General features: G+C 65.7%; 18 protein-coding genes. 15 read left to right on the top strand and 3 right to left on the bottom strand.

Translation table 11 applies throughout. The features are described from left to right. Positions 1-44 precede the first annotated feature (44 nt). The 3 genes from QRN70_RS22225 to gspG all read right to left on the bottom strand — a co-directional run bounded on the left by QRN70_RS22225 (position 45) and on the right by gspG (position 2,438). The gene (locus QRN70_RS22225; RefSeq protein WP_502941655.1) at positions 45-731 is read right to left on the bottom strand and encodes a hypothetical protein; all 687 of its coding nucleotides are present in this window, start codon (positions 729-731) and stop codon (positions 45-47) included. Between the two features lie 76 nt (positions 732-807). Continuing rightward, a complete protein-coding gene (locus QRN70_RS22230) occupies positions 808-1,995 on the bottom strand; it encodes a type II secretion system F family protein (protein WP_285420037.1) in 1,188 nt (395 codons plus the stop codon). Between the two features lie 14 nt (positions 1,996-2,009). Next, positions 2,010-2,438, bottom strand: coding sequence for a type II secretion system major pseudopilin GspG (gspG, locus tag QRN70_RS22235; protein WP_285420038.1), 429 nt, complete (start codon positions 2,436-2,438; stop codon positions 2,010-2,012). Between the two features lie 204 nt (positions 2,439-2,642). Here gspG and QRN70_RS22240 point away from each other — a divergent pair, with 204 nt between their 5' ends. From QRN70_RS22240 to QRN70_RS22310, 15 genes are all read left to right on the top strand, one after another. Next, positions 2,643-3,254, top strand: a complete 612-nt coding sequence (locus QRN70_RS22240) for a lytic transglycosylase domain-containing protein (protein WP_285420039.1) — start codon at positions 2,643-2,645, stop codon at positions 3,252-3,254. 203 nt (positions 3,255-3,457) lie between these two features. Continuing rightward, the gene (gene mnxG, locus QRN70_RS22245; RefSeq protein ID WP_285420040.1) at positions 3,458-9,289 is read left to right on the top strand and encodes a manganese-oxidizing multicopper oxidase MnxG; all 5,832 of its coding nucleotides are present in this window, start codon (positions 3,458-3,460) and stop codon (positions 9,287-9,289) included. 167 nt (positions 9,290-9,456) lie between these two features. After that, entirely contained in the window at positions 9,457-11,409 is a 1,953-nt protein-coding gene (locus tag QRN70_RS22250) for a YncE family protein (RefSeq protein ID WP_285420041.1), read from the top strand. 13 nt (positions 11,410-11,422) lie between these two features. Further along, the gene (locus QRN70_RS22255; protein ID WP_285420042.1) at positions 11,423-12,073 is read left to right on the top strand and encodes an SCO family protein; all 651 of its coding nucleotides are present in this window, start codon (positions 11,423-11,425) and stop codon (positions 12,071-12,073) included. Beyond that, on the top strand, positions 12,070-12,690 hold the full coding sequence (locus QRN70_RS22260; protein ID WP_285420043.1) for an SCO family protein: 621 nt from the start codon (positions 12,070-12,072) through the stop codon (positions 12,688-12,690). The genes QRN70_RS22255 and QRN70_RS22260 overlap by 4 nt, the downstream gene beginning before the upstream one ends. A gap of 9 nt (positions 12,691-12,699) precedes the next feature. Next, positions 12,700-14,250, top strand: a complete 1,551-nt coding sequence (locus tag QRN70_RS22265) for an ABC transporter substrate-binding protein (RefSeq protein ID WP_285420044.1) — start codon at positions 12,700-12,702, stop codon at positions 14,248-14,250. 15 nt (positions 14,251-14,265) lie between these two features. Next, positions 14,266-15,219 carry a peptidylprolyl isomerase gene (locus QRN70_RS22270; RefSeq protein ID WP_285420359.1) on the top strand — a complete coding sequence of 318 codons (954 nt, stop codon included), beginning with the start codon at positions 14,266-14,268 and terminating at the stop codon, positions 15,217-15,219. A gap of 221 nt (positions 15,220-15,440) precedes the next feature. Next, positions 15,441-15,974, top strand: a complete 534-nt coding sequence (locus QRN70_RS22275) for a response regulator (protein WP_285420045.1) — start codon at positions 15,441-15,443, stop codon at positions 15,972-15,974. 81 nt (positions 15,975-16,055) lie between these two features. Further along, positions 16,056-17,762, top strand: coding sequence for a GspE/PulE family protein (locus tag QRN70_RS22280; protein ID WP_285420046.1), 1,707 nt, complete (start codon positions 16,056-16,058; stop codon positions 17,760-17,762). After that, entirely contained in the window at positions 17,743-18,546 is an 804-nt protein-coding gene (locus tag QRN70_RS22285) for a hypothetical protein (protein ID WP_285420047.1), read from the top strand. Before QRN70_RS22280 ends, QRN70_RS22285 begins: the two co-directional genes overlap by 20 nt. Before the next feature lies 1 nt (position 18,547). Next, a complete protein-coding gene (locus tag QRN70_RS22290) occupies positions 18,548-19,093 on the top strand; it encodes a PilN domain-containing protein (protein WP_285420048.1) in 546 nt (181 codons plus the stop codon). Further along, positions 19,080-19,628 carry a GspMb/PilO family protein gene (locus QRN70_RS22295; RefSeq protein ID WP_285420049.1) on the top strand — a complete coding sequence of 183 codons (549 nt, stop codon included), beginning with the start codon at positions 19,080-19,082 and terminating at the stop codon, positions 19,626-19,628. The genes QRN70_RS22290 and QRN70_RS22295 overlap by 14 nt, the downstream gene beginning before the upstream one ends. Beyond that, positions 19,628-20,146 carry a hypothetical protein gene (locus QRN70_RS22300; protein ID WP_285420050.1) on the top strand — a complete coding sequence of 173 codons (519 nt, stop codon included), beginning with the start codon at positions 19,628-19,630 and terminating at the stop codon, positions 20,144-20,146. Before QRN70_RS22295 ends, QRN70_RS22300 begins: the two co-directional genes overlap by 1 nt. Continuing rightward, a complete protein-coding gene (locus QRN70_RS22305; RefSeq protein ID WP_285420051.1) occupies positions 20,143-21,993 on the top strand; it encodes a secretin GspD/PilQ domain-containing protein in 1,851 nt (616 codons plus the stop codon). The genes QRN70_RS22300 and QRN70_RS22305 overlap by 4 nt, the downstream gene beginning before the upstream one ends. Before the next feature lie 2 nt (positions 21,994-21,995). Further along, complete coding sequence (locus QRN70_RS22310) at positions 21,996-22,469, top strand: type II secretion system protein (protein WP_285420052.1); 474 nt, start codon at positions 21,996-21,998, stop codon at positions 22,467-22,469. Position 22,470: the final 1 nt, after the last annotated feature.

Here is a 22,470-nt window from a genome sequence, read left to right on the forward strand (position 1 = left end):
CGCTGGCAAGCCAGCTCCCACAGGGGGTGGTGTTTCAGCCGGGGTCAGTTGGTGCGTTTGTTGTCGCCCGGTTCACCACCGACATGTACGCCGCGATCATCACCGACTTCACCGGCACGGTGCACGCCACGGTCGTCACCGACTTCACCGGCGCGGTGTACGCCACGGTCGTCGCCGACTTCACCGGCGCGGTGCACGCCGCGATCATCACCGACTTCACCTGCACGGTGCACGCCGCGATCATCACCGACTTCACCGGCACGGTGTACGCCACGGTCGTCGCCGACTTCACCGGCGCGGTGTACGCCACGGTCGTCGCCGACTTCACCGGCGCGGTGTACGCCGCGATCGTCGCCAGGTTCGGCGTGCGTGCCATTGCGACCCGAGGAGGCGCTGCTGCCGGAATGCCCCGAGCCCTGTCCACTGTTGCCGCTGTGGCCACCGCTGTCGCCATGGCCGCCGCCACTGCCGCCACCACTGCCACCGCCGTTACCTCCGCCACCGCCACCGCTGCCACCATGGCCGCCGCCGTTACCTCCGCCGCCACCACCGCTTCCGCCTCCGCCGCCACCTCCACTTCCGCCGTGGCCGCCGCCACCACCGCCGCCGCCACTACCCCCTTCCTTGGCCTGAACACTGGACACCCCCGAGAGGCTGTCCGGAATCAATACGGTAGACGCCGACAGGACTGCGCCGATGGCCATCGCGAGCATGAGCTGTTTAATGTGCATATCGTTCTCCGTCTTTGTTGTCATGGTTGGGAACGTGGATGTGCGTTGTTGCATGGGATCCGACCCGTTCCCGAGGTCAGTGAATACTCGACGCCAGTTCGAAAATCGGGATGTACATCAGGATCACGATGACCCCGATGAGCAGGCCGATGAAGGTCATCAGCAGCGGTTCGAACAGGCGCACGAACCACTCGATCCAGCGGCTGATTTCCTCGTCGTAGAAATCGGCGCTGCGTTCCATCATCTGCCCGAGGTTGCCGGACTGTTCGCCGGCACGCAGCAGGCGCAGGGACACCGGCGTGACCAGGCGATTGAGCTCCAGCGCGCTGGACAGTGACTGACCCTCGCGCACCCGCTCGCAGGCCTGATCGAGGCGCGCCCGCGACGCTACGGTGAGCAGGCCGCGCACCATGCCCATGGCGGTCACCAGCGGAATCCCGCCCTGCAGCAGAATCCCCAGCGAGCGGTAGAAGCGCGCCAGCTCGTACATGAAGATCCGCTGGTGCACGGCGGGCAGGCGTTCCACCAGCCGATCCAGGCCACGGCGAAATGCCGGTTGTTTCTGCACCAGCGCGAGCGTGACGATGATGGCTGCCAGCGCACCGAAGAATTCGCCCTGATGGGCGTGCAGGAACATGCCGCTGCTCATCAGCAGCTGCGACAGCCACGGCAGGTTCGAGCCCAGGCCTTCGAACACCAGGCTGAAGCGCGGCACCACGTAGCCCATCAGGAACAACACCACGCCACCGCCGACCACCAGCAACAGCAGCGGATAGATCGACGCACTGACGATCTTCTGCCGCACCTCGTCCATGCGCTGGCGGTAACTGACATAACGGCCCAGCGCATCGCCGACCGCGCCGGTCTTCTCGCTGGACTGTACCAGCGCCACGTACAACGGTGGGAAGACCGCCGACAACTGGCCCAGCGCCTGGGAGAAGGATTTGCCTTCGTACAGCAGGCGCACCAGTTCACTCAAGGTCTTGCGGGCGGCGGGCGCGGTTTCTTTTTCCGCCAGGCTTTCCAGGGCATCGATCAACGGCAGGCCGGCGTTGAGCAGGGTGGTCAGCTCCTGGCTGAACAGCACCAGGTTGAACGTTTCGCGCTGGCGCAGCCGCAGCGAGCGCCAGTGCCGCTCGACGTGCAGGCTGACCACGCGCAGGCCCTGATCTTCGGCGATGCGCCGTGCTTCGCCGGCACCGGGCGCCTCGATGCTCAGCGACACCACGCCGGCCTTGCCCACTGCCTTCAGATGAAAACGCATGCCAGGTGCTCCGCTCATTGCCAGTTGGTGACTTCGGCGTTTTCGCCTTCGCCGCCAGGCTGGCCATCCTTGCCCATCGACAGCAGGTCGTATTCGCTGTTCTCGCCGGGGTAGCGGTAGGTGTAGTTACGACCCCAGGGGTCCTGCGGCAGTTTTTTCTGCAAGTACGGGCCGGTCCATTTCGCTTCGTCGCTCGGCGCGGTTACCAGCGCCTGCAGGCCCTGTTCGGTGGACGGGTAGTGGCCGACTTCCAGCCGATAGAGGTCCAGCGCCTTGCTCAGGCCTTCGATCTGCGCCTTGGCCACCTTGACCTCGGAGCGTCCCAGCTGGGCGAAGTATTTCGGCGCGACGATGCCGGCGAGCAGGCCGAGTACCACCAGCACCACCAACAGTTCGAGCAGGGTGAAACCGCGTTGGCCGCGCGGACGAAAATGCAGCTTCATGATGACCTCCCGTGAGTGGCAGCCGTGTCGCCACCAGGGACTATGCAATTGCCATGCTCAGCCCCCGATAAAACCCGCTGCTGTGGCTGAGGCCCTTGTAAAACGGGGCTTTGCAGAGTCGGCACAGTGCTTGCGTACGGCTGATTCACGATCGGTCAGTGGGGCATTTCCCCCAATTTTTCCGGGCCGGTCAGGGGAGGCCCAATGCTCAATCCATTCTGCGCAGGACTGCTCGGCTGCATGCTGTTGACCGGCATCGCCGAGGCTGATGTGTTTGTCTCCGTGGACGCCAGGGGCGGCTACGTACTGTCCAACGTCCACCGCCCGGGACGCACCTACGAACGGGTGATCCACGAACCGCAAATGCCCGTGGCCAGTCTCGACGGGCAACCGCAAATGATCGCCAGCCAGCCCTACGCCGAGCTGGTGTCGGCGGCGGCTTCGGCCAACCAGTTGCCCGAGGCGCTGCTGCACGCGGTGATCAACGCCGAGTCGCACTACGACCCCGGCGCCACCTCGCCCAAAGGGGCTGGCGGGCTGATGCAGCTGATGCCCGACACCGCCCGGGAACTGGGGGTCAAGGACGTCTACGACCCCAAGGCCAACATTCAGGGCGGCGCCAGATACCTCAAACGCCTGATGACCCTGTTCAACAACGACATCGCCCTCGCCGTGGCGGCGTACAACGCCGGGCCCGATGCGGTGCTCAGCCGGGGCCGGGTGATCCCGCCGTTCGCCGAAACCCAGCGCTACGTGCCCAGCGTCCTGCGCCAGTACCGGCGCTTGCAGGGGCTGGCCGCGGACGCGCCGTTGTAAACCCTGAACCCGGTTTTTCCCCAATGTCGGGGCAGGCGGGGCATCCCGGAAAAGCGGGGAAATGGGTGGGGAATATCCCCCAGCGCCTCAAGTCGGCGATGTAACTGATTGAAAGATGGGTGAATTTTTTGTGGCATGCGGATTGCTCCGGGGCATTTGTCGAGAATCATTCCCTGTGAGTACCCACGACGAGGTTTGCGATCATGGTTGGCATTCACCACGCTCCGTCTCTGTTGAACTGGCTGCTGTTGCTGGCCTCGATGCTCAGTGTCGAGGTGGCCAGCGCGGCCGTGCGCTGCGAGCGCAACCTGGTGGCCAATGTGGTCGCGTTCGATCAGCCGCTGATGTTCAACCGCCTCGGGGCACAGAACGCCAACGGCATGATGTATGCGCTGCGCCGCGATGTGGTCGACGAGCATGACGTGTCGCTGGCCTACGGCGGCGCGGCGGTGCCGGGCAAGGTCGCGCTGCGTGCGGACAAGCGGCCACGGCCGCTGGTGCTGCGAGTGGCCGCCGGCGACTGCCTGACGATCAACCTGCAGAACCTGCTCGACTACCAGGCCAACCCGAACAAGCACGTCGAAGGTCCTGAAGGCGAAGAGGGCGCGCCCGTGGCCAACGACGGCAAAGCGTTCAAGGTCGACGAGCAGGTTGCCGACCGCCATGTCGGCTTCCAGGTCAACGGCCTGCAAGCGGTGAACAGCATCGATGACATCTCCTCGTTCACCGGGCGCAATGCCAACACCCTGGTGCCGCCCGGCGCCAGCCGTTCCTATGTGCTTTATGCCGAGCGTGAAGGGGCGTTTGCCGTCAGCAGCCGGGGTGCGACCTTTGGCGGCGAGGGCGCGGCCGGCAACGTCGCCAATGGCCTGTTCGGCCAGGTCGTGGTGGTGCCCAAGGCAGGACGGACGTATCGCAACACCCTCACCGAAGAAGAAATGCGCCTGGCCACCACGGGCCGCACCCCCGCCGGTCAACCCATCGTCGATTACCAGGCGCGCTACCCGCAACGCCAACCGTGGCTGCGCGAAGGCAAGGCCGGCACGCCGATCATCAGCATGGTCGACGGCAATGAAATCATCTCCAGCGAGAGCGACGCGATTGTCATGGGCAGCAACGCCGACGGCAGTTTCCCGCCCAGCACCTACCCGCTGGAGTCGGTGGGCAAACGCAACCCGGCGATCCCCAACCGGCTCGAGCCGTTCCGCGATTTCGCCTCGCAGTTCCAGGACGAGACCGCCGCCACCCAGGCCTTCCCGGCGTATTGGGCCGACCCGGTGATGGCCCACGTGCTGGAGCCGACCCGCGACTCGTTCATGATCAACTACGGCTCCGGCGGCATGGGCGCCGAAGTGGTCGCCAACCGTCTGGGCGTGGGGCCGATGCACGATTGCCTGTCCTGCGCCTACGAAGAATTCTTCCTCAGTTCGCACACCGTCGGCGACGTGGCGATGCTGGTGGATGTGCCGGCCAATGCCGGGCTGGAGAACATCGCCCCGGGCCAGACACCCAGTGCCGAACAGATCGGCGTGAAGGCCACCATGGCCCTGTATCCGTCGGAGCCGTCGAACGTCAATCACAGCTACATCGGCGACTTCGTCAAATTCCGCAACACCCATAACGGCCACGAGCAGCACATCTTCCACCTGCATGGTCATCAGTGGCTGTTCAACCCCAACGACGACAACTCCGACTACGTCGACGCCCAGGGCATCGGCCCGGGCGCCGGCTACACCTATGAAATCGCCAACGGCGGTTCGGGCAACCGCAACCGCGTGGCCGGCGATGCGATCTATCACTGCCACTTCTACCCGCACTTCGCCCAGGGCATGTGGGCCATGTGGCGGGTGCACGACGTGTTTGAAGAAGGCACCCGGCTGGAAGTGTCGCAGCAGGGTGCCGACGGTTATCACAGCGAACCCTACGCGCTGCGCAGCGGCAAACCGGCGCCCGGCGCACGGGCCTTGCCGGACGGCGAAATCATCGCGGGCACGCCGATTCCGGCGGTGGTGCCGCTGCCGGGCAAAGCCATGGCGCCGATGCCGGGCAAAGTGGTGGTGGTGCCCAAGTTGGGCGAAACCCTGGTCGCCGGTCACGATGACGATGACGCCGCAGAGGCCGACGATGACGGTGAGCACCACGGCGGCAATGGCGCTGGACAAGCGATCGGCTCGCTGGCGCTGGTCGATCGCAGCGAAGCCAACCGCAACGCCGACGGCAGCCTGAAAAACCCCGGCTATCCGTTCTGGATCGGTGGCATGGAAAGTTCGGTCGGTCAGCGTCCACCGACGCCTCCGCTGGACATGCTCGATGCCACCACCGCGCAGACCCTCAAGAGCAGTGGCAACGCGCTGTGGGCCAACCTCGATCCGGCGCAGTCCGGCGGCTGGAACGGCGGTCTGCAACGGCACGCCCTCGACGGCGTGGCGGCCGGTGGCGAGGCGCACACGGTGACCACCTCACTGGATTTCTCCAAGGAAGTCACCCGTGCCAAACCGATCTACCTGCCGGAAGAGGGCACGGAAGTCGAACAGGCGGCGATGGCCTTCCACGCGAAAAAGGATCACCCCAGCTTCGCCCTGTTGCCGGGCAATCAGATCGTGGCGCGGGCATTCCGTACCAACGGCGCCTTGCCGATGGCCGGCGCGCCGTACTACGAGCCGTGCATGGACGACCGGCAGAAACGCCTGACCAGCAGCGCCGGCAGCGGCGAATTCAACAGCGGCGAGCGCATCGACGGGCTGTCGTTCGTCGGTGCCTCGACCTTCACCGCCGACCGGCCGCGGGTCTACAAGGCGGCGAATATCCAGTTCGATGCGGTGTACAACAAGGTCGGCTATCACTTCCCGCAGGCGCGCATTCTCGCGTTGTGGGAAGACGCCTGGCCGGTCATCACCAAGCAGCGTCCGCCAGAGCCGCTGGTGATGCGCATGAACACCTTCGACTGCGTGCAGTACCAGCAGACCAACCTGGTGCCAGCCACCTACGAGATGGATGACTATCAGGTGCGCACGCCGACCGACGTGATCGGCCAGCACATTCACCTGCCGAAGTGGGACCTGACCTCGGCCGATGGTTCTTCCAATGGCTGGAACTACGAGGACGGTGTGCTCTCCCCGGGCGCCGTGCAGGAGCGCATTCATGCCATCCGCGAGTTCAACCAGTGCCAGGCCAGCGATCCGCGCGACGGCACGCCTGCGTGCCCGAAAGCCAAGGCGCATCCATTCTTCGGCCAGTTCGGCCGCAGCGACTGGCTGGGGGCGCGCACGGCGATGCAGCGCTGGTTCGTCGATCCGGTGGTCAACGCCAAGGGCGTCGACCGTGGTCTGGGCACGATCTTCACGCACGACCACCTCGGCCCGTCGACCCACCAGCAGATCGGCCTCTACGCCACGGTGCTGGCGGAACCGGCCGGTTCCACCTGGTTCCACGCCGAGACCGGCGAGCCGTTGTACAGCGGCGCGCGCCAGGACGGTGGGCCGACCTCATGGCAAGCGGTGATCAACACCGGCGACCTCGACGGCGACGGCAAGAACGACAGCTTCCGCGAATTCTTCCTGGAGTACAGCGACTTCCAGCACGCCTATGAAGCCGGCGTCTACGTCGGTGCCGGGCCGAACGGCGTGCCCAACCCGCAAGCCTTCCCTGCCACCGCCGACAGCTTCCGCTACGCGATCAACCCGCCAGTGCGCAGCAACGCCAGCAACCTGCTCGAAGGCGTGCTCGAAGTGCAGGGCGGCCAGGTGCCGGGCTGCCCGAGCCGGCCATGTCCGCAGGCGATCTCGGTGGATGATCCGGGGATGTTCGTCGTCAACTACCGCAACGAACCGCTGGCCCTGCGCGTGTATGACCCGAACAAGGTCGGCCCGGACGGCAAGCGCGGCATGCAGGCCGACGGCCTCGGCGGCGATCTGGCGTACGCCATGCAGAGCCGCACCGACCGCGCCATCCCGGCCATGAACCTGGCCCCGAACCTGGTCACGGCGGCGACCGGCCCGACTGGCGGCACCACGCTGTTCCCGCCGCACATCAACAAGGGCGGCAGCGAGCCGGGCGATCCGTTCACGCCGATGCTGCGCACCTACACCGGCGACAACGTGCGGCTGCGGGTGCATGCCGGCGGCCACGAAGAAGAGCACAACGTCACCTTGCACGGCGTGAAGTGGCTGCAGAGCGGTTCCGGTTTCGGCAACAGCTCCAACTCCGGCTGGCGCGCGTCGCAGATGATCGGCATCTCCGAACAGATGGGCTTTGTCGCCCCGGTGTCGATGCTCTCCAGTTCGGCGGCGACCACCGGCGACTACCTGTACTCGATGGACGCCTCGATCGAAGGCTACTGGAGCGGCATCTGGGGCGTGATGCGCAACTACACGGCCAAACGCAATGACCTCTTCGCCATCCCCAACAACCCGAGTCCGGCGGGCATGCGCAACACCGTGGCGTTCGAAGGCAGCTGCCCACGGATCAGCGCCAACCCCAACGGCATCGGCACCCGGCCGACGGTGCAGCGCAACTACGAGGTGGTCGCGGCGCTGGCCAACGACATCCTCGGCAATGCGCTGGGCCTGACCATCGGCGATCCCGCCGGCCTCGGCCAGCATGTCGGCGGCCCACTGAATCCGGCGGGCGGCACCCTGGTGCTGAACTCGCGCACGGTGAGCATCCCGCAAGTCACCGTGACCGATCCGGAGGATGGCGCGACTATCACCATCGGTGGCCAGAGCGGACCGCTGCATGATCCGACCGCCATCCTCTATGTGCGCAAGTCCGACCTCGATCCGGTCAGCGGCAAGCTCAAGCCCGGTATTCCGGTCGAACCGCTGGTGCTGCGCGCGACAGCCGGTGATTGCATCAACATCACCCTGGAAAACCGTCTGCCGAGTGTGATGCCCGACCTGACCCAGACCGCCGTGATGCAGGGCCTGGTCAAGCGCGACCGCAACAGCGGCCTCGGTTCGACCACCTTCAGCAACAACCTGATGCGGCCGTCCAGCCATGTCGGCCTGCACGCGCAACTGCTGGCCTACGACATCACCAAATCCGACGGTGCCAACGTCGGCGCCAACCCGATCCAGACCGTGCCGCCGCGTGTCGGCAACAGCGGGGCCTACCCGAGCCGTACCTATCAGTACTACGCCGGACACCTGGAGCGTGAAGGCAAACCGGTCACGCAACTGGGCCGCAGCGTCGACAACATCAACGCCACGGCGGTGGAGTTCGGCGGCCTCAATATCACCCCGGCGGACGTCATCAAGCAGCCGCAGAAAGGCCTGGGTGGGGCGATGAGCATCCTGCCGATCGGCGCGACCTGGGTCGACGATGCGCGCAAGGTCAACGCCACGGTCACCGCACCGGGGCAGACGACTTACCGCGACTTCGCGATGGTCTGGCACAAGGCGCTGAACACCCGTTGGGCCAATGGCCGGCCGGTGGAAGGCATCGCGGCCGAGGGCCTCGGTGTGCCGACCGATCCGCAGGACAACTCGAGCATGGCCATCAACTACAAGACCGAACCGCTGTGGTACCGCTTCGGCCTCGCCCCGGATGCGCCGTTCGGGCACGCCGAAGGTGCCGGTTACGGCGACATGGTCAACGCGCACATGGCCTACAGCAATGCGCTGGTCGGCGGCGATCCGCAGACGCCGGTGCTCTACGCCAAACCGGGGCAGCCGCTGCGTACGCACATTCTGATGCCCAGTGGCGGCAGCCGTGGCACCACGTTCCAGCTCGACGGACACGTCTGGTCGGTGAACCCGTTCCAGGCCGAGAAGAGCGACACCGGCGGCTACCCGATGGGCACGCCAGGGGTGGGCTCGGTGCGCTTCGGCTACAACCCGATGTCGATGTACGTCGGCGCTCACGAGAGCGTCCTGCCGGCCGCGCACTTCAGCTTCATGATCCCCAGCGCTGGGGGCAGCAACGCGATACCGGGTGACTACCTGTTCCGCGACTACGCCGCCTACGGCAACACCTCGGGACTGTGGGGGCTGCTGCGGGTGACCAATGAGCCGGAACCGGCGCCGCAGGGGCAGTAGCCCATGCCGGTGGATGCAAAAGCCTGTGGGAGCGAGCCTGCTCGCGAATGAAAGCAACGCGGTTTCGAGGGGTGAGGCGTCTGACGCCTTCGTCGGAACGCCGCCCGGAGCCAGCTCGCTCCCACAGGGGCGGTGGTGTTTCAGAAAACGTGTCAGGGGAGAGCGGCATGAACCGGATCATCAGAATCAGCGCGGGCGTGGCGGTCCTTGCCGGAGCATTGCTCAGCTTCGGCATCTGGCGCACCGCGCCGCCGGCGATGCTCAGCGACGTCGCGTTGCCGGACACCTGGAGCGGTCAGACTCTGGCTCGCGACGGCGTCACCGTGACGTTCCAGCTGCAACCCCTGGCCAGCGACGGCCTGCTGCGCGAAGGCGAGTTTGCCGATGTGCAGTTTCGCGTCAGCGACGGCGCGTCCGGCCAGCCGTTGTCCGGTGTGGCGCCGGGGGCCTGGATCGACCCGCAAACCATCGCTGCCGACCAGGCCCAGGGCCGGGAAAGGAGCTGCAAGTCGCGGGTCGGGGTGTTCCTCAAATCGAACATCGGCGCGCGTCCCTTGCTCGACCTCAACAGCTACTTCCTGCTGGTCATGAACCGCGACGCCAGCATTGCGGTGGTCGATCCGTCGGTGTCGGTCGGCGGCATCACCAGCACGCTGGCGCGCATCGAACTGAAACAGCCGCCGATGGATTGGGTCACGCCGAAAGACAACAAGCGGGTGTTCGTCTCAATGCCCACGGCCGGGGAAGTGGCGGTGATCGACAGCGAGCAGTTCAAGGTGCTCGCCACGGTCGCTGCCGGCGTGCAACCGGTGCGGCTGGCGTTGCAGCCGGACGAACGCCTGCTGTGGGTCGGCAACAACGCGGGCAAGGCTGAACAGTCCGGTGTGACGGTGATCGACAGCCACAGCCTGAAACCGCTCAAGCACCTGGCGACCGGACGCGGTCACCATGAAATCGCCTTCAGCAAGGACAGCCGTTTCGCCTTCGTCAGCAACCGCGACGACGGCACCCTGAGCGTTATCGACATCGCCAGCCTGAGCCTGCTGCAACAGCTCAAGACTGGTGCCAGCCCGCTGTCGGTGGCGTATTCAGCGTTGTCCGGCGCGGTGTATGTGGCCGATGGCAAGGACGGCACGGTGACGGTGATCGACGGCAACAGCCATGCGGTGCGCCGGGTCATTCGCCTGCAGCAGGGCCTCGGGCCGATGGGCTTCAGCGCTGATGGCCGCTTCGGCGTGGTACTCAACACCGTGGAGAATCGCGCCACGGTGATCGATGCCGCCACCGACGCGGCGATCCACGACCTGGAGGTGTCCGCCGAACCTTATCAAGTGGTGTTCAGCAAGGCCTACGCCTATGTGCGCGGGCTGGCCTCGGCGAAGGTCACCATGATCAATCTGGCCTCGCTGGGCGAAGGCCGGCAGCCGATCAGCCAGGGCTTCGAGGCCGGGCCGCAGCCGCCACGGCTGGCCGGCGACCTGCCGCTGGCCTCGAGCCTGGCGGTGTCACGCGATGACAACGCGGTGTTCGTGGTCAACCCGGTGGACAACACCACCTACTTCTACGCCGAAGGCATGAACGCGCCGATGTCCGGTTATCCCAACCGCGGGCAGATTGCGCGAGCGGCGATGGTCATCGACCGCAGCCTGCGCGAGGTGGCGCCGGGGCTCTACAGCGCGCGGGTCAGGCTGCCGGCGGCGGGGCGTTTCGACGTCGCGTTCCTGCTCAACCAGCCGAACATCATCCATTGCTTCACGGCGCAGATCGAGCCGAACGGCCAGGCCGAGCAGCACGTCGGTCAACCGCGGGTCGAGTTCCTCCTGGACAAGACCCGCGTGGCGCTCAACGACCCCTACGTGGTGCGCTTTCGCATCGTCCAGGGCAAGCACAAGGTGCAACGCAGCGGCGTGAAAGACGTGCAGTTGCGCTACTTCCTCGCGCCGACGTCGCGGCCGCGCGAGGTGCCGGCGCTGGAGGTCGCCGACGGTGTCTACGAGGCACCGCTGACGCTCGACCGCAGCGGCGCCTGGTACCTGCATGTGCGCGCCGCGTCGTTGGGCGCCGGGTTCGACGACCAGACCTTTGCCAGCGTCCGGGTGTCGCCCGGGCAGATTCCGTGAAGAGGACATCCCCATGAAGCGATTTGCATCCCGTGGCCTGCTGACCCTGTGCCTGTTGGCGTTCGGCGTCCACCAGGCCCTGGCGCATTCGGCGGACGAGCACGCCGGCCACACCGCACCTGCCGCCAGCACCCAGGAGCACGCCCAGGTGAAATTCGCCGACGTGCCGCTGCTCGACCAGAACGGCAGGACCGTGCGCCTGGAGCAGGATCTGGTGCAGGGCAAAATTGTCGTCATGAGCTTCATCTACACCAGTTGCACCACGGTGTGCCCGGTGGTGTCGTCGATCATGGGCAAGGTGCAGAAGCAGCTCGGCGCGCGGGTCGGCAACGAGGTGCAACTGGTGTCGATCAGCATCGATCCGCAGCGTGACGATCCCAAGCGCTTGCAGGATTACGCCAGGACGTTCCAGAAAGGCCCGGGCTGGAGCTGGCTCACCGGTTCGCCGCAGTCGATCAGCGCCACGCTCAAAGGCCTCGGCAGTTTCAGCGGCGACTTCAAGAACCACCAGCCGTTGATCCTCGTCGGCGACGGCAACAGCCGGCACTGGATGCGCTACTACGGCTTCACCGATCCGGCGTTGCTGGCCAGGGAAGTGGAAAAACTCAGCGGCCTGCGCACCCATGCCAAACACACCGCGATCGCCATGGAGCAACAGCCATGAAAGCGCTGATCCTGATTTTCCTGACCCTGTGCTTCTGCGTGCTCAGCCTGCTCGCCATCGCCCATGAGGGCCATGAGGCCGCGCCATCGGCGCAGGTTGCGCTGCAACCGGCCAAGGGCACCCACGATGCCAAGACCTGGTTCACCGACACCCCGCTGCAGGATCAGAACGGCGACACCCTGCGGTTCTACAGCGATGCGCTGCACAACCGCGTGGTGCTGCTCAACGTGATCTTCACCCGCTGCAATGACGCCTGCCCGCTGATTACCCGCAAGCTCAAGGAAGTCCGTGCGTTGCTGGGTGACAAGGCCGCCGGCATCACCTTCATTTCCCTTACCAGTGATCCGCTGCGCGACACGCCGGCGGTGCTCAAGGCTTACACCTTGGAGCAAGGGGCCGATGACCCGCACTGGCTTTTTCTTACCGGTGACAAGGCGCAGATCGACCTGGTGCTCGGCCGCATCGGCCAGATTGTGCCGACGCCCGAGCAGCACTCGACCCAGTTGATCGTCGGCGATGTCGCCAACAAACGCTGGAGCAAGATCCGTCCCGATGCCCCGGCCGCCGCCATTGCCCAGCGCCTGCAGCTGCTGACAATGCCCGTGGCCGGCCGCTGAGTCCTGGCCATGAAGCGCTGCCGCGTTCTCGCCCTGCTCCTGTTCGCCAGCGTCAGCCTGGGCGCGGCCGCCGTGCCGCTCACCGCTGAGGAAAGCGCCGGCAGGCGCCTGTACCGCGAAGGCCTGTCGGCCAGCGGCGAGGCGATCATGGCGCGGGTCGGCGCGGCGGATGTGCTGCTGCCCGCCACCAGCCTGCCGTGCGCCAACTGCCATGGCGCCGACGGCCTTGGCCGACCCGAGGGCGGCGTGCGTCCGCCGGAGCTGAACTGGGCGCGCCTGAGCAGCAGCTACGGCCAGCAGCAGGTCAACGGCCGCCGTTATCCGGCCTACACCGAGAGCAGTCTGGCGCGGGTGATCCAGCAGGGGCGCGACCCCGCCGACAACCGTCTCGACCCGAGCATGCCGCGCTTCCTGCTGTCGATGAAGGACCAGCGCAACCTCACCGCCTACCTCAAGCGTCTGGCCGAGGAACGCGACCCGGGACTGGAGGCCGAGACTCTGCACCTGGGCACCTTGCTGCCCAGCCAGGGTCCGCTGGCCGAGGAGGGCGCGACAGTGGCGGCGGTGCTCAACGGCAGCGTGGCGCGGATCAACGCGGCGGGTGGCATCCATGGCCGCCAGTTGCGCCTGACGGTGCTTGATCCCGGCCCGGATCGCGCCAGTGCCGAACAGGCCCTGCAACGCTTGCTCGAGCAGGAGCAGGTGTTCGCCCTGGTCGCACCGCTGGCGCCGGCGCTGGACAATGAACTGGCGCCCCGCCTGGAGCAGGCCGGCGTGCCGATGATCGGACCGCTGTCGCTGCTCGGTGCAGTGCAGACCAGTCCGCAGATTTTCGAACCATTGCCGGGCCTGCGCGAACAACTGATCGCCCTGGCCGATTACGCCGCGGCCAGCCTGCGCGTGTTGCAGGGGCCGACGCTGATCGCCTATCCCGACGACCCGGGCCAGGCGCAGACCGCGCAGACCCTCGGCCAATACCTGCAGGCCCACGGTTGGCAGAACGTTCACGTGCAGGCCTACGACCCGGCGGCGGACAGCCTGCCCCTGGGCTCGCGTTCGGTGTTCTACCTGGGCAGTGGCGGCGGCTTCAGTCGGCTGGCGGCCGGTCTGCAGAACGCCGGGCAGGTGCCGTACCTGTTCGCGGCCTCGAGTCAGGTGGCCGGGGATCTGCTGCAGGTGCCGAACGGGTTTTCCCGGCGGGTGTTCCTTGCCTATCCGTTCGTGCCCAGTGACTGGACCCAGGCCGGGCGCATGGCGCTGTCGCTGCTGCGCGAGCATCAGGGCCTGGGTGCGCAGCATGCGGTGCTGCAGGTCGGCGCGTACGCCTCGATGCTGCTGCTCAGCGAAGGCATGAAGCAGGCCGGGCGCGATGCCAGCCGCGAAAAACTGGTGGCGGCGCTCGAAGGCCTGCACGATTTCGACACCGGCCTGACCCCGCGCATCAGCTTCGGCCCCGGGCGACGCCTGGGCCTGAGCGGGGCGCATGTGGTCACCGTGGATTTGCCCGATCAGCGCTTCTATCTGGTCGCGCCCTACAAACCCGTTGTCGCCAGCCCCTGAACGGAGGCCCTGATGATGAAGCTGAGAATGCTCTGCTGGTTGCTGGCGTGCGGCGTGTCGCTGGCGTCGGCGAACAATGAACCGGTGGCGGCGCGGGTCAATGGCGAGGCGATTTCCGAGTTTCGCCTGGAGCGCTATTTCGCCGAATACCTGGAGGACCAGGGCCGCGCCGTGGCCAGCATCCGCAATCCCAAGGCCTACAAGCAGCTGCGCCAGGCCGCGCTCGATGCGCTGATCGACAAGGAGCTGCTCTGGCAGGAGTCGCGCAAACGCGGGATCGAGATCGACGAGCAAGCGGTGCGCGCGCAGGTCGAGCAGACCCGCCAGGCCCTCGGCGGCGCGGAGAAGTTCCGCCGTCGTTTGCAGGATGCCGGGTTCGACGAAGCCTCGTTCAGCGAATACACGCGCCGCGAACTGGCGGCGCAGCAGGTGTTCGCCGAGCTGAGCCGGGTCGATGCGCCCGACGAGAAACAGGTGCGCGCGTTCTTCGCCGAGCATCGCGCCGAGATGGGCACGCCGGAGCAGGTGCAGGCGCGGCATATCCTGGTCAAGGTTGCCGAGGATGCCGACGCCGCCACGATTGAAGCGGCGCGGCTACGCTTGATGCAGATGCGTGCGGCGATCAGCCAGGGCCAGGACTTTGCTAGCGTCGCGCAGAGCGGTTCAGAGGATGCCAGCGCCAGTCAGGGCGGGGCGCTGGGGTACTTCGCTCGCGGGCAAATGGTTGCGCCGTTCGACGCGGCGGCTTTTGCCCTGAAGCCGGGAGAGCTCAGCGATGCGGTGCGGACACCGTTCGGCTGGCATTTGATTTTTGTCGAGAACCACTTGGAGGCAGCCGATGTCCCAGAGTTGCAAGGGCTGGAAACAGTCCGGGCTTACCTTGCCCGACAACAACAGACCCAGGCTCGTCGTCAGGTGCTCGCGCAGTTACGGGCGCAGAACAGGATCGAACGGATTGACGACGACTGAAGGTTCCCCCCCAATAGTGGGGAATGGCTTCGATGTCCATTCAGGTGCTTCCCCGTTTCTGGGGAACGGGAAGCCGGGACGAGCGGGCATTGTCATTGAATTCAAGGACATGAAGACTTAATTCTACCGGCGCTCAGCCTGGCATGAAGTGTGCGTTACCGATGGTAAGGCGCACTCCGACAGGCTCTGTATGCAGGACCTGCTGTTGCAAGGAGTCGACCTTGGTTAACAAAGTACTGGTTGTCGAAGACGAACAGCTGCTGGCGCAGAACCTTCAGGATTACCTGTCGGCGCAAGGGCTGGACGTCCGGATTGCACACGATGGAGCCGACGGCATCGGTCAGGCCGACACCTTCGCTCCCGACGTGCTGGTGTTCGATTACCGCTTGCCCGATATGGAAGGCTTTGAGGTGCTCGACGCTGTCCGCCAGAACAGGACGTGTCATTTCGTGCTGATAACGGGTCACCCGACCGCCGAAGTCTGTGAGCGGGCGCGGCAACTGGGGGTCAGCCACATCCTGTTCAAACCGTTTCCACTGGCGGAACTGGCCCGAGCTGTCTGCGACCTTCTGGGTATCCAGCGCGAAGCGAAACCCGGTGCGAGCCCTTCCGAGGGCTTCGTCGAACGACGCCAGAGCAGGACCGAGAGCTTCCCGTTGCAGTTGTACGATGGCAGTTGGGTGCTGGCGGATCGTCGACGAAGCAAGTCGACCTCCATGGCGCCGGACGACGATCAAATGCTCACCGGGGAGTAATGGCGCGATAGACGTTCCGGCACCCGCCGCAATGGCCTCCCGCGCCGACAGGGCCCCCAGGCCCCGGTGGGAGAGCAAGCCATGGAACGTTTGTCCGTTGTCGTCGAAGCGTTGCCCCCTGCGTGTGCCCCGACACGCTTTTCCAGCGAGCAACTGGCCCAGGCTCGATCCCGGGCGGCCACTTCCGGGGAGCGCGTACTCGACGCCCTCGGCGTGCTCTGCGAACTGGCGCCGATGCCCTTCATTGCCAGCCTTGGCGCCACCCTGCATTACCCGGTGCTCGACACCGACACCCTGTTCCAGGCGACGCCGGTCTTCGACCGGGTCACCCTCGCGCAATGCCTCAAGCGTGAATTCATCCTGCTGCGGCACCAGGACCAGGTCATCGGCGTGTTCGCCGATCCCTTCGACAACGCGCGCCTGGCCTGGATCGACGAGTGCCTGCACGGTGCGCCGCTATACCTGGTCCACGCCGACGACCTCAAGGCTTACCTGGCGCGCCACGAAGAAAGCTTCCATGCCGTCGAATCGCTCAACGCCCAGGCCGACGCCGGCGGTGAGACCGATACCCTGCAGAGCCTGTCGCTGACCAGCATCAGCGAAGACGCCAGCACCGTGGTGAAGCTGGTCAACTCGACCCTCTACGACGCTCTGAAAATGCATGCCAGTGACATCCACCTGGGCACCACCGGCAACGGTCTGGTGATCAAGTACCGCATCGATGGCGTGCTCAACAACATCAGCAAGATCCAGGGCGCCGAGTTCGCCGAGCAGGTGATCTCGCGGGTCAAGGTCATGGCCGAGCTGGACATCGGCGAGAAACGCGTACCGCAGGACGGTCGGTTCAAGATCGGCATCAGTGGCCGGCAGATCGACTTTCGCGTGTCGATCATGCCGAGCATCTTCGGCGAAGACGCGGTGCTGCGGGTGCTCGACAAACAGGACCTGGCCGACAAGGTCTGCGGCGTGCAGTTGCAGGCACTGGGTTTTGAAGACGAAACCCTGCGCCAGTTGCGCCGCCTCGCAGCCGAACCCTACGGCATGGTGCTGGTGACCGGGCCTACCGGCAGCGGCAAGACCACCACGCTGTACGCGATGATCACCGAGATCAACCACGGCGTGGACAAGATCATCACCATCGAAGACCCGGTCGAGTATCAGTTGCCCGGGGTGCTGCAAATCCCGGTCAACGAGAAGAAGGGCCTGACCTTCGCCCGTGGTCTGCGCTCGATCCTGCGCCACGACCCGGACAAGATCATGGTCGGTGAGATCCGCGACCCCGACACCGCACAGATAGCCGTGCAGTCGGCGCTCACCGGGCACCTGGTGTTCACCACCATCCACGCCAACAACGTGTTCGATGTGATCGGCCGTTTCACCCAGATGGAAATCGATCCCTACAGCCTGGTCTCGGCGCTCAATGCGATCCTGGCCCAGCGCCTGATCCGCCTGGTGTGCAGCAGCTGCAGCACCGCGGTCACGCCGAGCGATGACGAGCTGCGCGCCTCGGGCCTCGACCCGCACAAGGTCGGCCACTACCGCTTCGTCCATGGCAAGGGCTGCGGCCATTGCCGCGGCAGCGGCTACCGCGGCCGTACGGCGATTGCCGAGCTGCTGCACCTGGACGACGAGCTGCGGCAGATGATCGTCGAACGCCAACCCATCACTCAGATCAAGGCCCTGGCCTGCGCCCGTGGCTTGCGCCTGCTGCGCGAGTCGGCGCTGGAGCTGGTGGAGAACGGCCGGACCACGCTGGAGGAGATCAATCGTGTCACTTTTATCGCGTGAGCGTTTTGTCGCCGTGCTCGGCGCCAGCGGTGTCGGTCTGGGCCAGCGGCGGGGCAGTGCAACCCTGTGGCTGGGCAGCGTCGGCTACATCGACGAAGGCTTCCAGAGCTACGCGGTGGCACTGGACACCCTGGATCGTCTGCTCGGCGAACACACCCGTGCCGGGGCGGATCTGAGTGTGGTGATCTCCGGCCACTTCAGCCGGTTCTGCCTGGTGCCGTGGAGCGCGCAGATCAGCAGCCCTGACGAACTGCGCGGCTTCGCCCAACTGTGTTTCGAGGACTTGTTCGGCGCCCCGAGCCAACCGTGGAGCCTGGTATTGTCGGCCGAGCCGGCCGGGTATGACCGCATCGCCAGTGCCTTGCCGCAGGATTTGCTCGAACGCCTGCGCACGCTGGTCAGCGGTCGCGGTCTGCGCCTGCGTTCGGTGCAGCCCTACCTGATGACGGCGTTCAACTGCTTCGACAAAAGCCTCGCTGCCGGCGACTTCCTGTTCATCGTCGCCGAACCGCAACGCAGCGTGTTGCTGCTGGCGCGTGACGGGCGCTGGGCCGCGGTGCGCTCGGCGGGCAACGGCGACAGCGATGCCGCGCTGAGCGCACTGATCGGCCGCGAACGGCAATTGCAGGCCTCCACCAGCGAGCGCCCGTTCAATGTCTACCTGCACGCGCCGGCGCGCCTCGATGCGCCGCCGCAGATTGCCGAGGTGCAGCTGCGCACGCTCGAAGACGACACGATGAACGTGCGTGACGGCTTGTACGTCATGTCGCGGGCGGTGGCCTGAGATGCGCGCCTTGAACCTCGACTTCCAGCCGCGTCCGCGTTCCGGCCCGCTGGGCTGGAGCCTGCTCGGCAGCGGCGTGTTGCTGGCGCTGCTGTGCTTCGGCGTGCAGCAACACCTCGGCGAGCAGGCCGAACAGCAGCAGGGCCACCTGCAGCACACCCAGCGCCAGCTCACTGGCGACAGCGGCGGCAAAATCACCCTGAGCGCGGCCGAAACCCGCGAGCAGGCGCAGAACCTCGCCGAAATGCGCAAGGTCTCGCAGCAACTGCGCCGCCCCTGGGAGCGCCTGTTCGCCATGCTCGAAGCCATGCCGCGTGACGACATCGCCTTGCTCACCCTGACCCCGGATGCGCGCAAGGGCCAGGTGCGCATCAGCGCCGAAGCGCGGGATCTGCAGGCGATGCTGGATTTCCACAAACGCCTGGAAGCCAGTGACGAGCTCTCCGACGTGTCGCTGCTGAGCCACGAAATCGTCGTCAAATCGCCGGAGCAACCGGTGCAATTCAACCTGTCGGCGACCTGGGAGATGGGCGATGCGAATCCCTAGACTGATCGTCCACGAATACCTGCAGGGCCTCGGCGTTCCGGGCCTGGCCGGTCTGGCGCTGCTGATCGTCACACTCGCCTGGGCCCTCGGCGGTTTGCTGCCGGGCTGGCAGTCGCTGCAACAGCTCAGCCAGCAGACCCAGGACGCCAGCGGATACCTGGCGAAGGTCGAGGACGGCAGCATCGCGCCGCCAGTGGTGCCGCAACGGCAGCTCGATGATTTTCGCAACAAGCTGCCGGCCCAACCGCAGGCCACGGTGGCCATCGACCGCATCTACGCCCTCGCGGCTCAGGAGCACATCACCCTGGCGCGTGGTGAATACGCCCTCGGCGTCGATCCCAAGACGCACCTGGCGCGCTACCAGATCCTGTTGCCGGTGCGCGGCAGCTATCCGCAACTGCGCCGCTTCCTGCACGCCTTGCTCGGCCAGTTGCCGGCGGTGGTGGTGGAAGACGTCGAGTTCCAACGCAAGAAGATCGCCGACACCGACCTCAGTGGCCGGATCCGTATGACCCTCTACCTGTCGAGGTCGTGATGGATATCAAGCGCATCAGCGGCTGGCTGGCGTTCTTCGGCGTGGCGGCGGCACTGGCCTGGTTGCCCGAGTATTTCTCGCCGAGCGAAGACGCCGATTCCAGCGCAGTCGCCGTGGTCACCCCGGGCCGCAGCACCAGCCGTGGCGCCTTGCCCGCCAGCGCGGCCAAGGTCGCGGCGCCGCCGCTCAAGGACCTGAGCCCGGCCGGCGATCTGTTCGCCGCCAAGAGCTGGAAAGCCGCGCCGAGCCTGGCCACGGTCACCGAACAACCGCTCAACCCGACGCCAGTGGTGCCCGCCCCGAGCCTGCCACCGGTGCCGTTTCAGTTCGTCGGCAGGCTGCATGACCGCAGCGACCTGCAAGTGTTCTTGCAGGACGGCGAGAAGATCTACGTCGTGCGCAGCGGGGATGTGATCGACGACACCTGGAAGATCACCGGCATTTCCGAGGTGGAACTGCAGCTGATCTACCTGCCTTTGCATTTGTCGCAGACCTTGTCTGTGGGGAGTACGCAATGAACAGATCCCGTTTGCTCATGAGCCTGGGCCTGTGTGCCGGGCTGGCCGCGTGCAGCAGCGCGCAGGTCGCCAACCAGGAGGCTGCCGACCTGATCGAGCAGGGCCAGTACGAAGCCGGCCTGGCGCGGATCCAGGAGGGCCTGCGGGAGAACCCTCGTGATACCGAGTTGCACCTGCTGCTCAACAGCGGCCGGGCCAAGGCGATCACCGCGCTGCTGACCTCCGGTGACACCGACCGTGCGCGGCGTGACTTCGTCTCGGCGCGCACCGCCTATCAGCGCGTGCTGACCATCGAGCCGAACAACCGCCGCGCCCAGGATGCGTTGCGGCAGCTCGACTACCTGCGCAGCATGGACGAAAAACTCGAACTGGCGCGGGGCGACCTGCGGCGCGGCGACATTTACGGTGCCGACCGCCAGGTGAAACAGATCCTCGAACTCGACCCGGCCAACGAAGGCGCGCTGGAACTGCAAGGCAACATCCGCCTGGTACAGAGCCGCAACGTCATCCAGTACCCGCAACTGCGCACCCGACTCGACCGGCCGGTGACCCTGGAATTTCGCGACGCCAACCTCAAGACCATTTTCGAAGTGCTGTCGCAGGTTGCCGGTCTCAATTTCATCTTCGACAAGGACCTGCGCCCGGACATGAAAGCGACGATCTTCGTGCGCGACGTGCGCATCGAAGATGCCGTGCAACTGTTGCTGCAGCAGAACCAGTTGCACCAGAAAGTGGTGAACGAAAACACCCTGCTGATCTACCCGGACTCGCCGCAGAAGCTCAAGGATTATCAAGAGCTGGTGATGCGCACGTTCTACCTGACCAGCATCGACGCCAACACCGCGCTGAACATGATCAAGACCATGCTCAAGACCCGCGACGTGTTCGTCGACGAGCGCCTCAACACCCTGACCATGCGCGATACCGAAGACGCGATCCGCATGGCCGAGAAACTTCTGCAATCGCAGGATCAGTCCAACCCCGAAGTGGTGCTGGAAGTGGAGGTGATGGAAGTCGCCACCCAGCGCATTCTCGACCTCGGCCTGCAATGGCCGAGCACCTTCGGAGTGATCAACAGCGACGGTTCGGCGGTGTCCATCCTCGATCAACTCAAGGGCATCAACTCCAGCCGGATTTCGATCTCGCCGTCGCCGCAGGCCAAGATCAACGCACAGGACAACGACATCAACACCCTGGCCAGTCCGGTGATTCGCGTCAGCAACCGTGAGCAGGCGCGGATTCACATCGGCCAGCGGGTGCCGATCATCAGCGCCACGTCGGTGCCGTCCACCCAGGGCCCGGTGATCACCGAAAGCGTGACTTACCTCGATGTCGGTCTGAAGCTCGAAGTGCAGCCGACCGTGCACCTGAACAACGAAGTGGCGATCAAGATTGCCCTGGAAGTGAGTAACGCCACGCCGCTGGAACCGACCCGCCAGGGTACGATCCCGGTGCAGGTCGACACCCGCAATGCGCAGACCTCGCTGCGCCTGCATGACGGTGAAACGCAGATCCTCGCCGGCCTGATGCGCAACGACCACGGCGCCACCGGCAACAAGATTCCCGGCCTGGGTGACATTCCCGGTCTGGGCCGCCTGTTCGGCAGCAACAAGGACACCATCGGCAAATCGGAACTGGTGCTCTCCATCACCCCGCGGATCGTGCGCAACCTGCCGTACCAGAGCCCGTCGGACATGGAATTCCCCACCGGCACGGAAACCAGCATGCACATCCAGGCGCCGGACCGCTCGATGCAGACCTACACCCTGCCAGCTCCGGTAGCGCAGCCCAAGGCGCTGGGCGATGCCGCCGTGGCCACCACCCACGTGACCGTCGAGAAGCCTTGATCATGAACGCCTCGCAACGCGGTTTTACCTTGATCGAAGTCGTGGTGACGCTGGCCCTGATCGGCCTGCTGGCGAGCATGGCCGCGCCCCTGACCGAGACCGTGGTCCGCCGCGGCAAGGAGCAGGAACTGCGCACCGCGCTGTACCAGATCCGCGACGGCATCGACGCCTACAAACGCGCCTTCGACGCCGGTTACATCGAGAAGTCGCTGAACAGCAGCGGCTACCCGCCGAACCTGAAGGTGCTGGTCGACGGCGTGCGCGACGTGCGCAGCGCCAAGGGTGCCAAGTTCTACTTTCTGCGCCGCATCCCGCGTGATCCGCTGGTGCCGGCCAAGCGAGACGACGAAGGGGGTTGGGGCCTGCGTGCCTACAACAGTTCGGCCCAGAATCCGCGCGATGGCGAAGACGTCTTCGACGTCTATTCCAAGGCGCGCGGCAAGGGCCTCAACGGCATCGCCTACCACGAGTGGTGAA

The organism is Pseudomonas sp. efr-133-TYG-5 (genome assembly GCF_030209175.1).
GTDB lineage: Bacteria > Pseudomonadota > Gammaproteobacteria > Pseudomonadales > Pseudomonadaceae > Aquipseudomonas.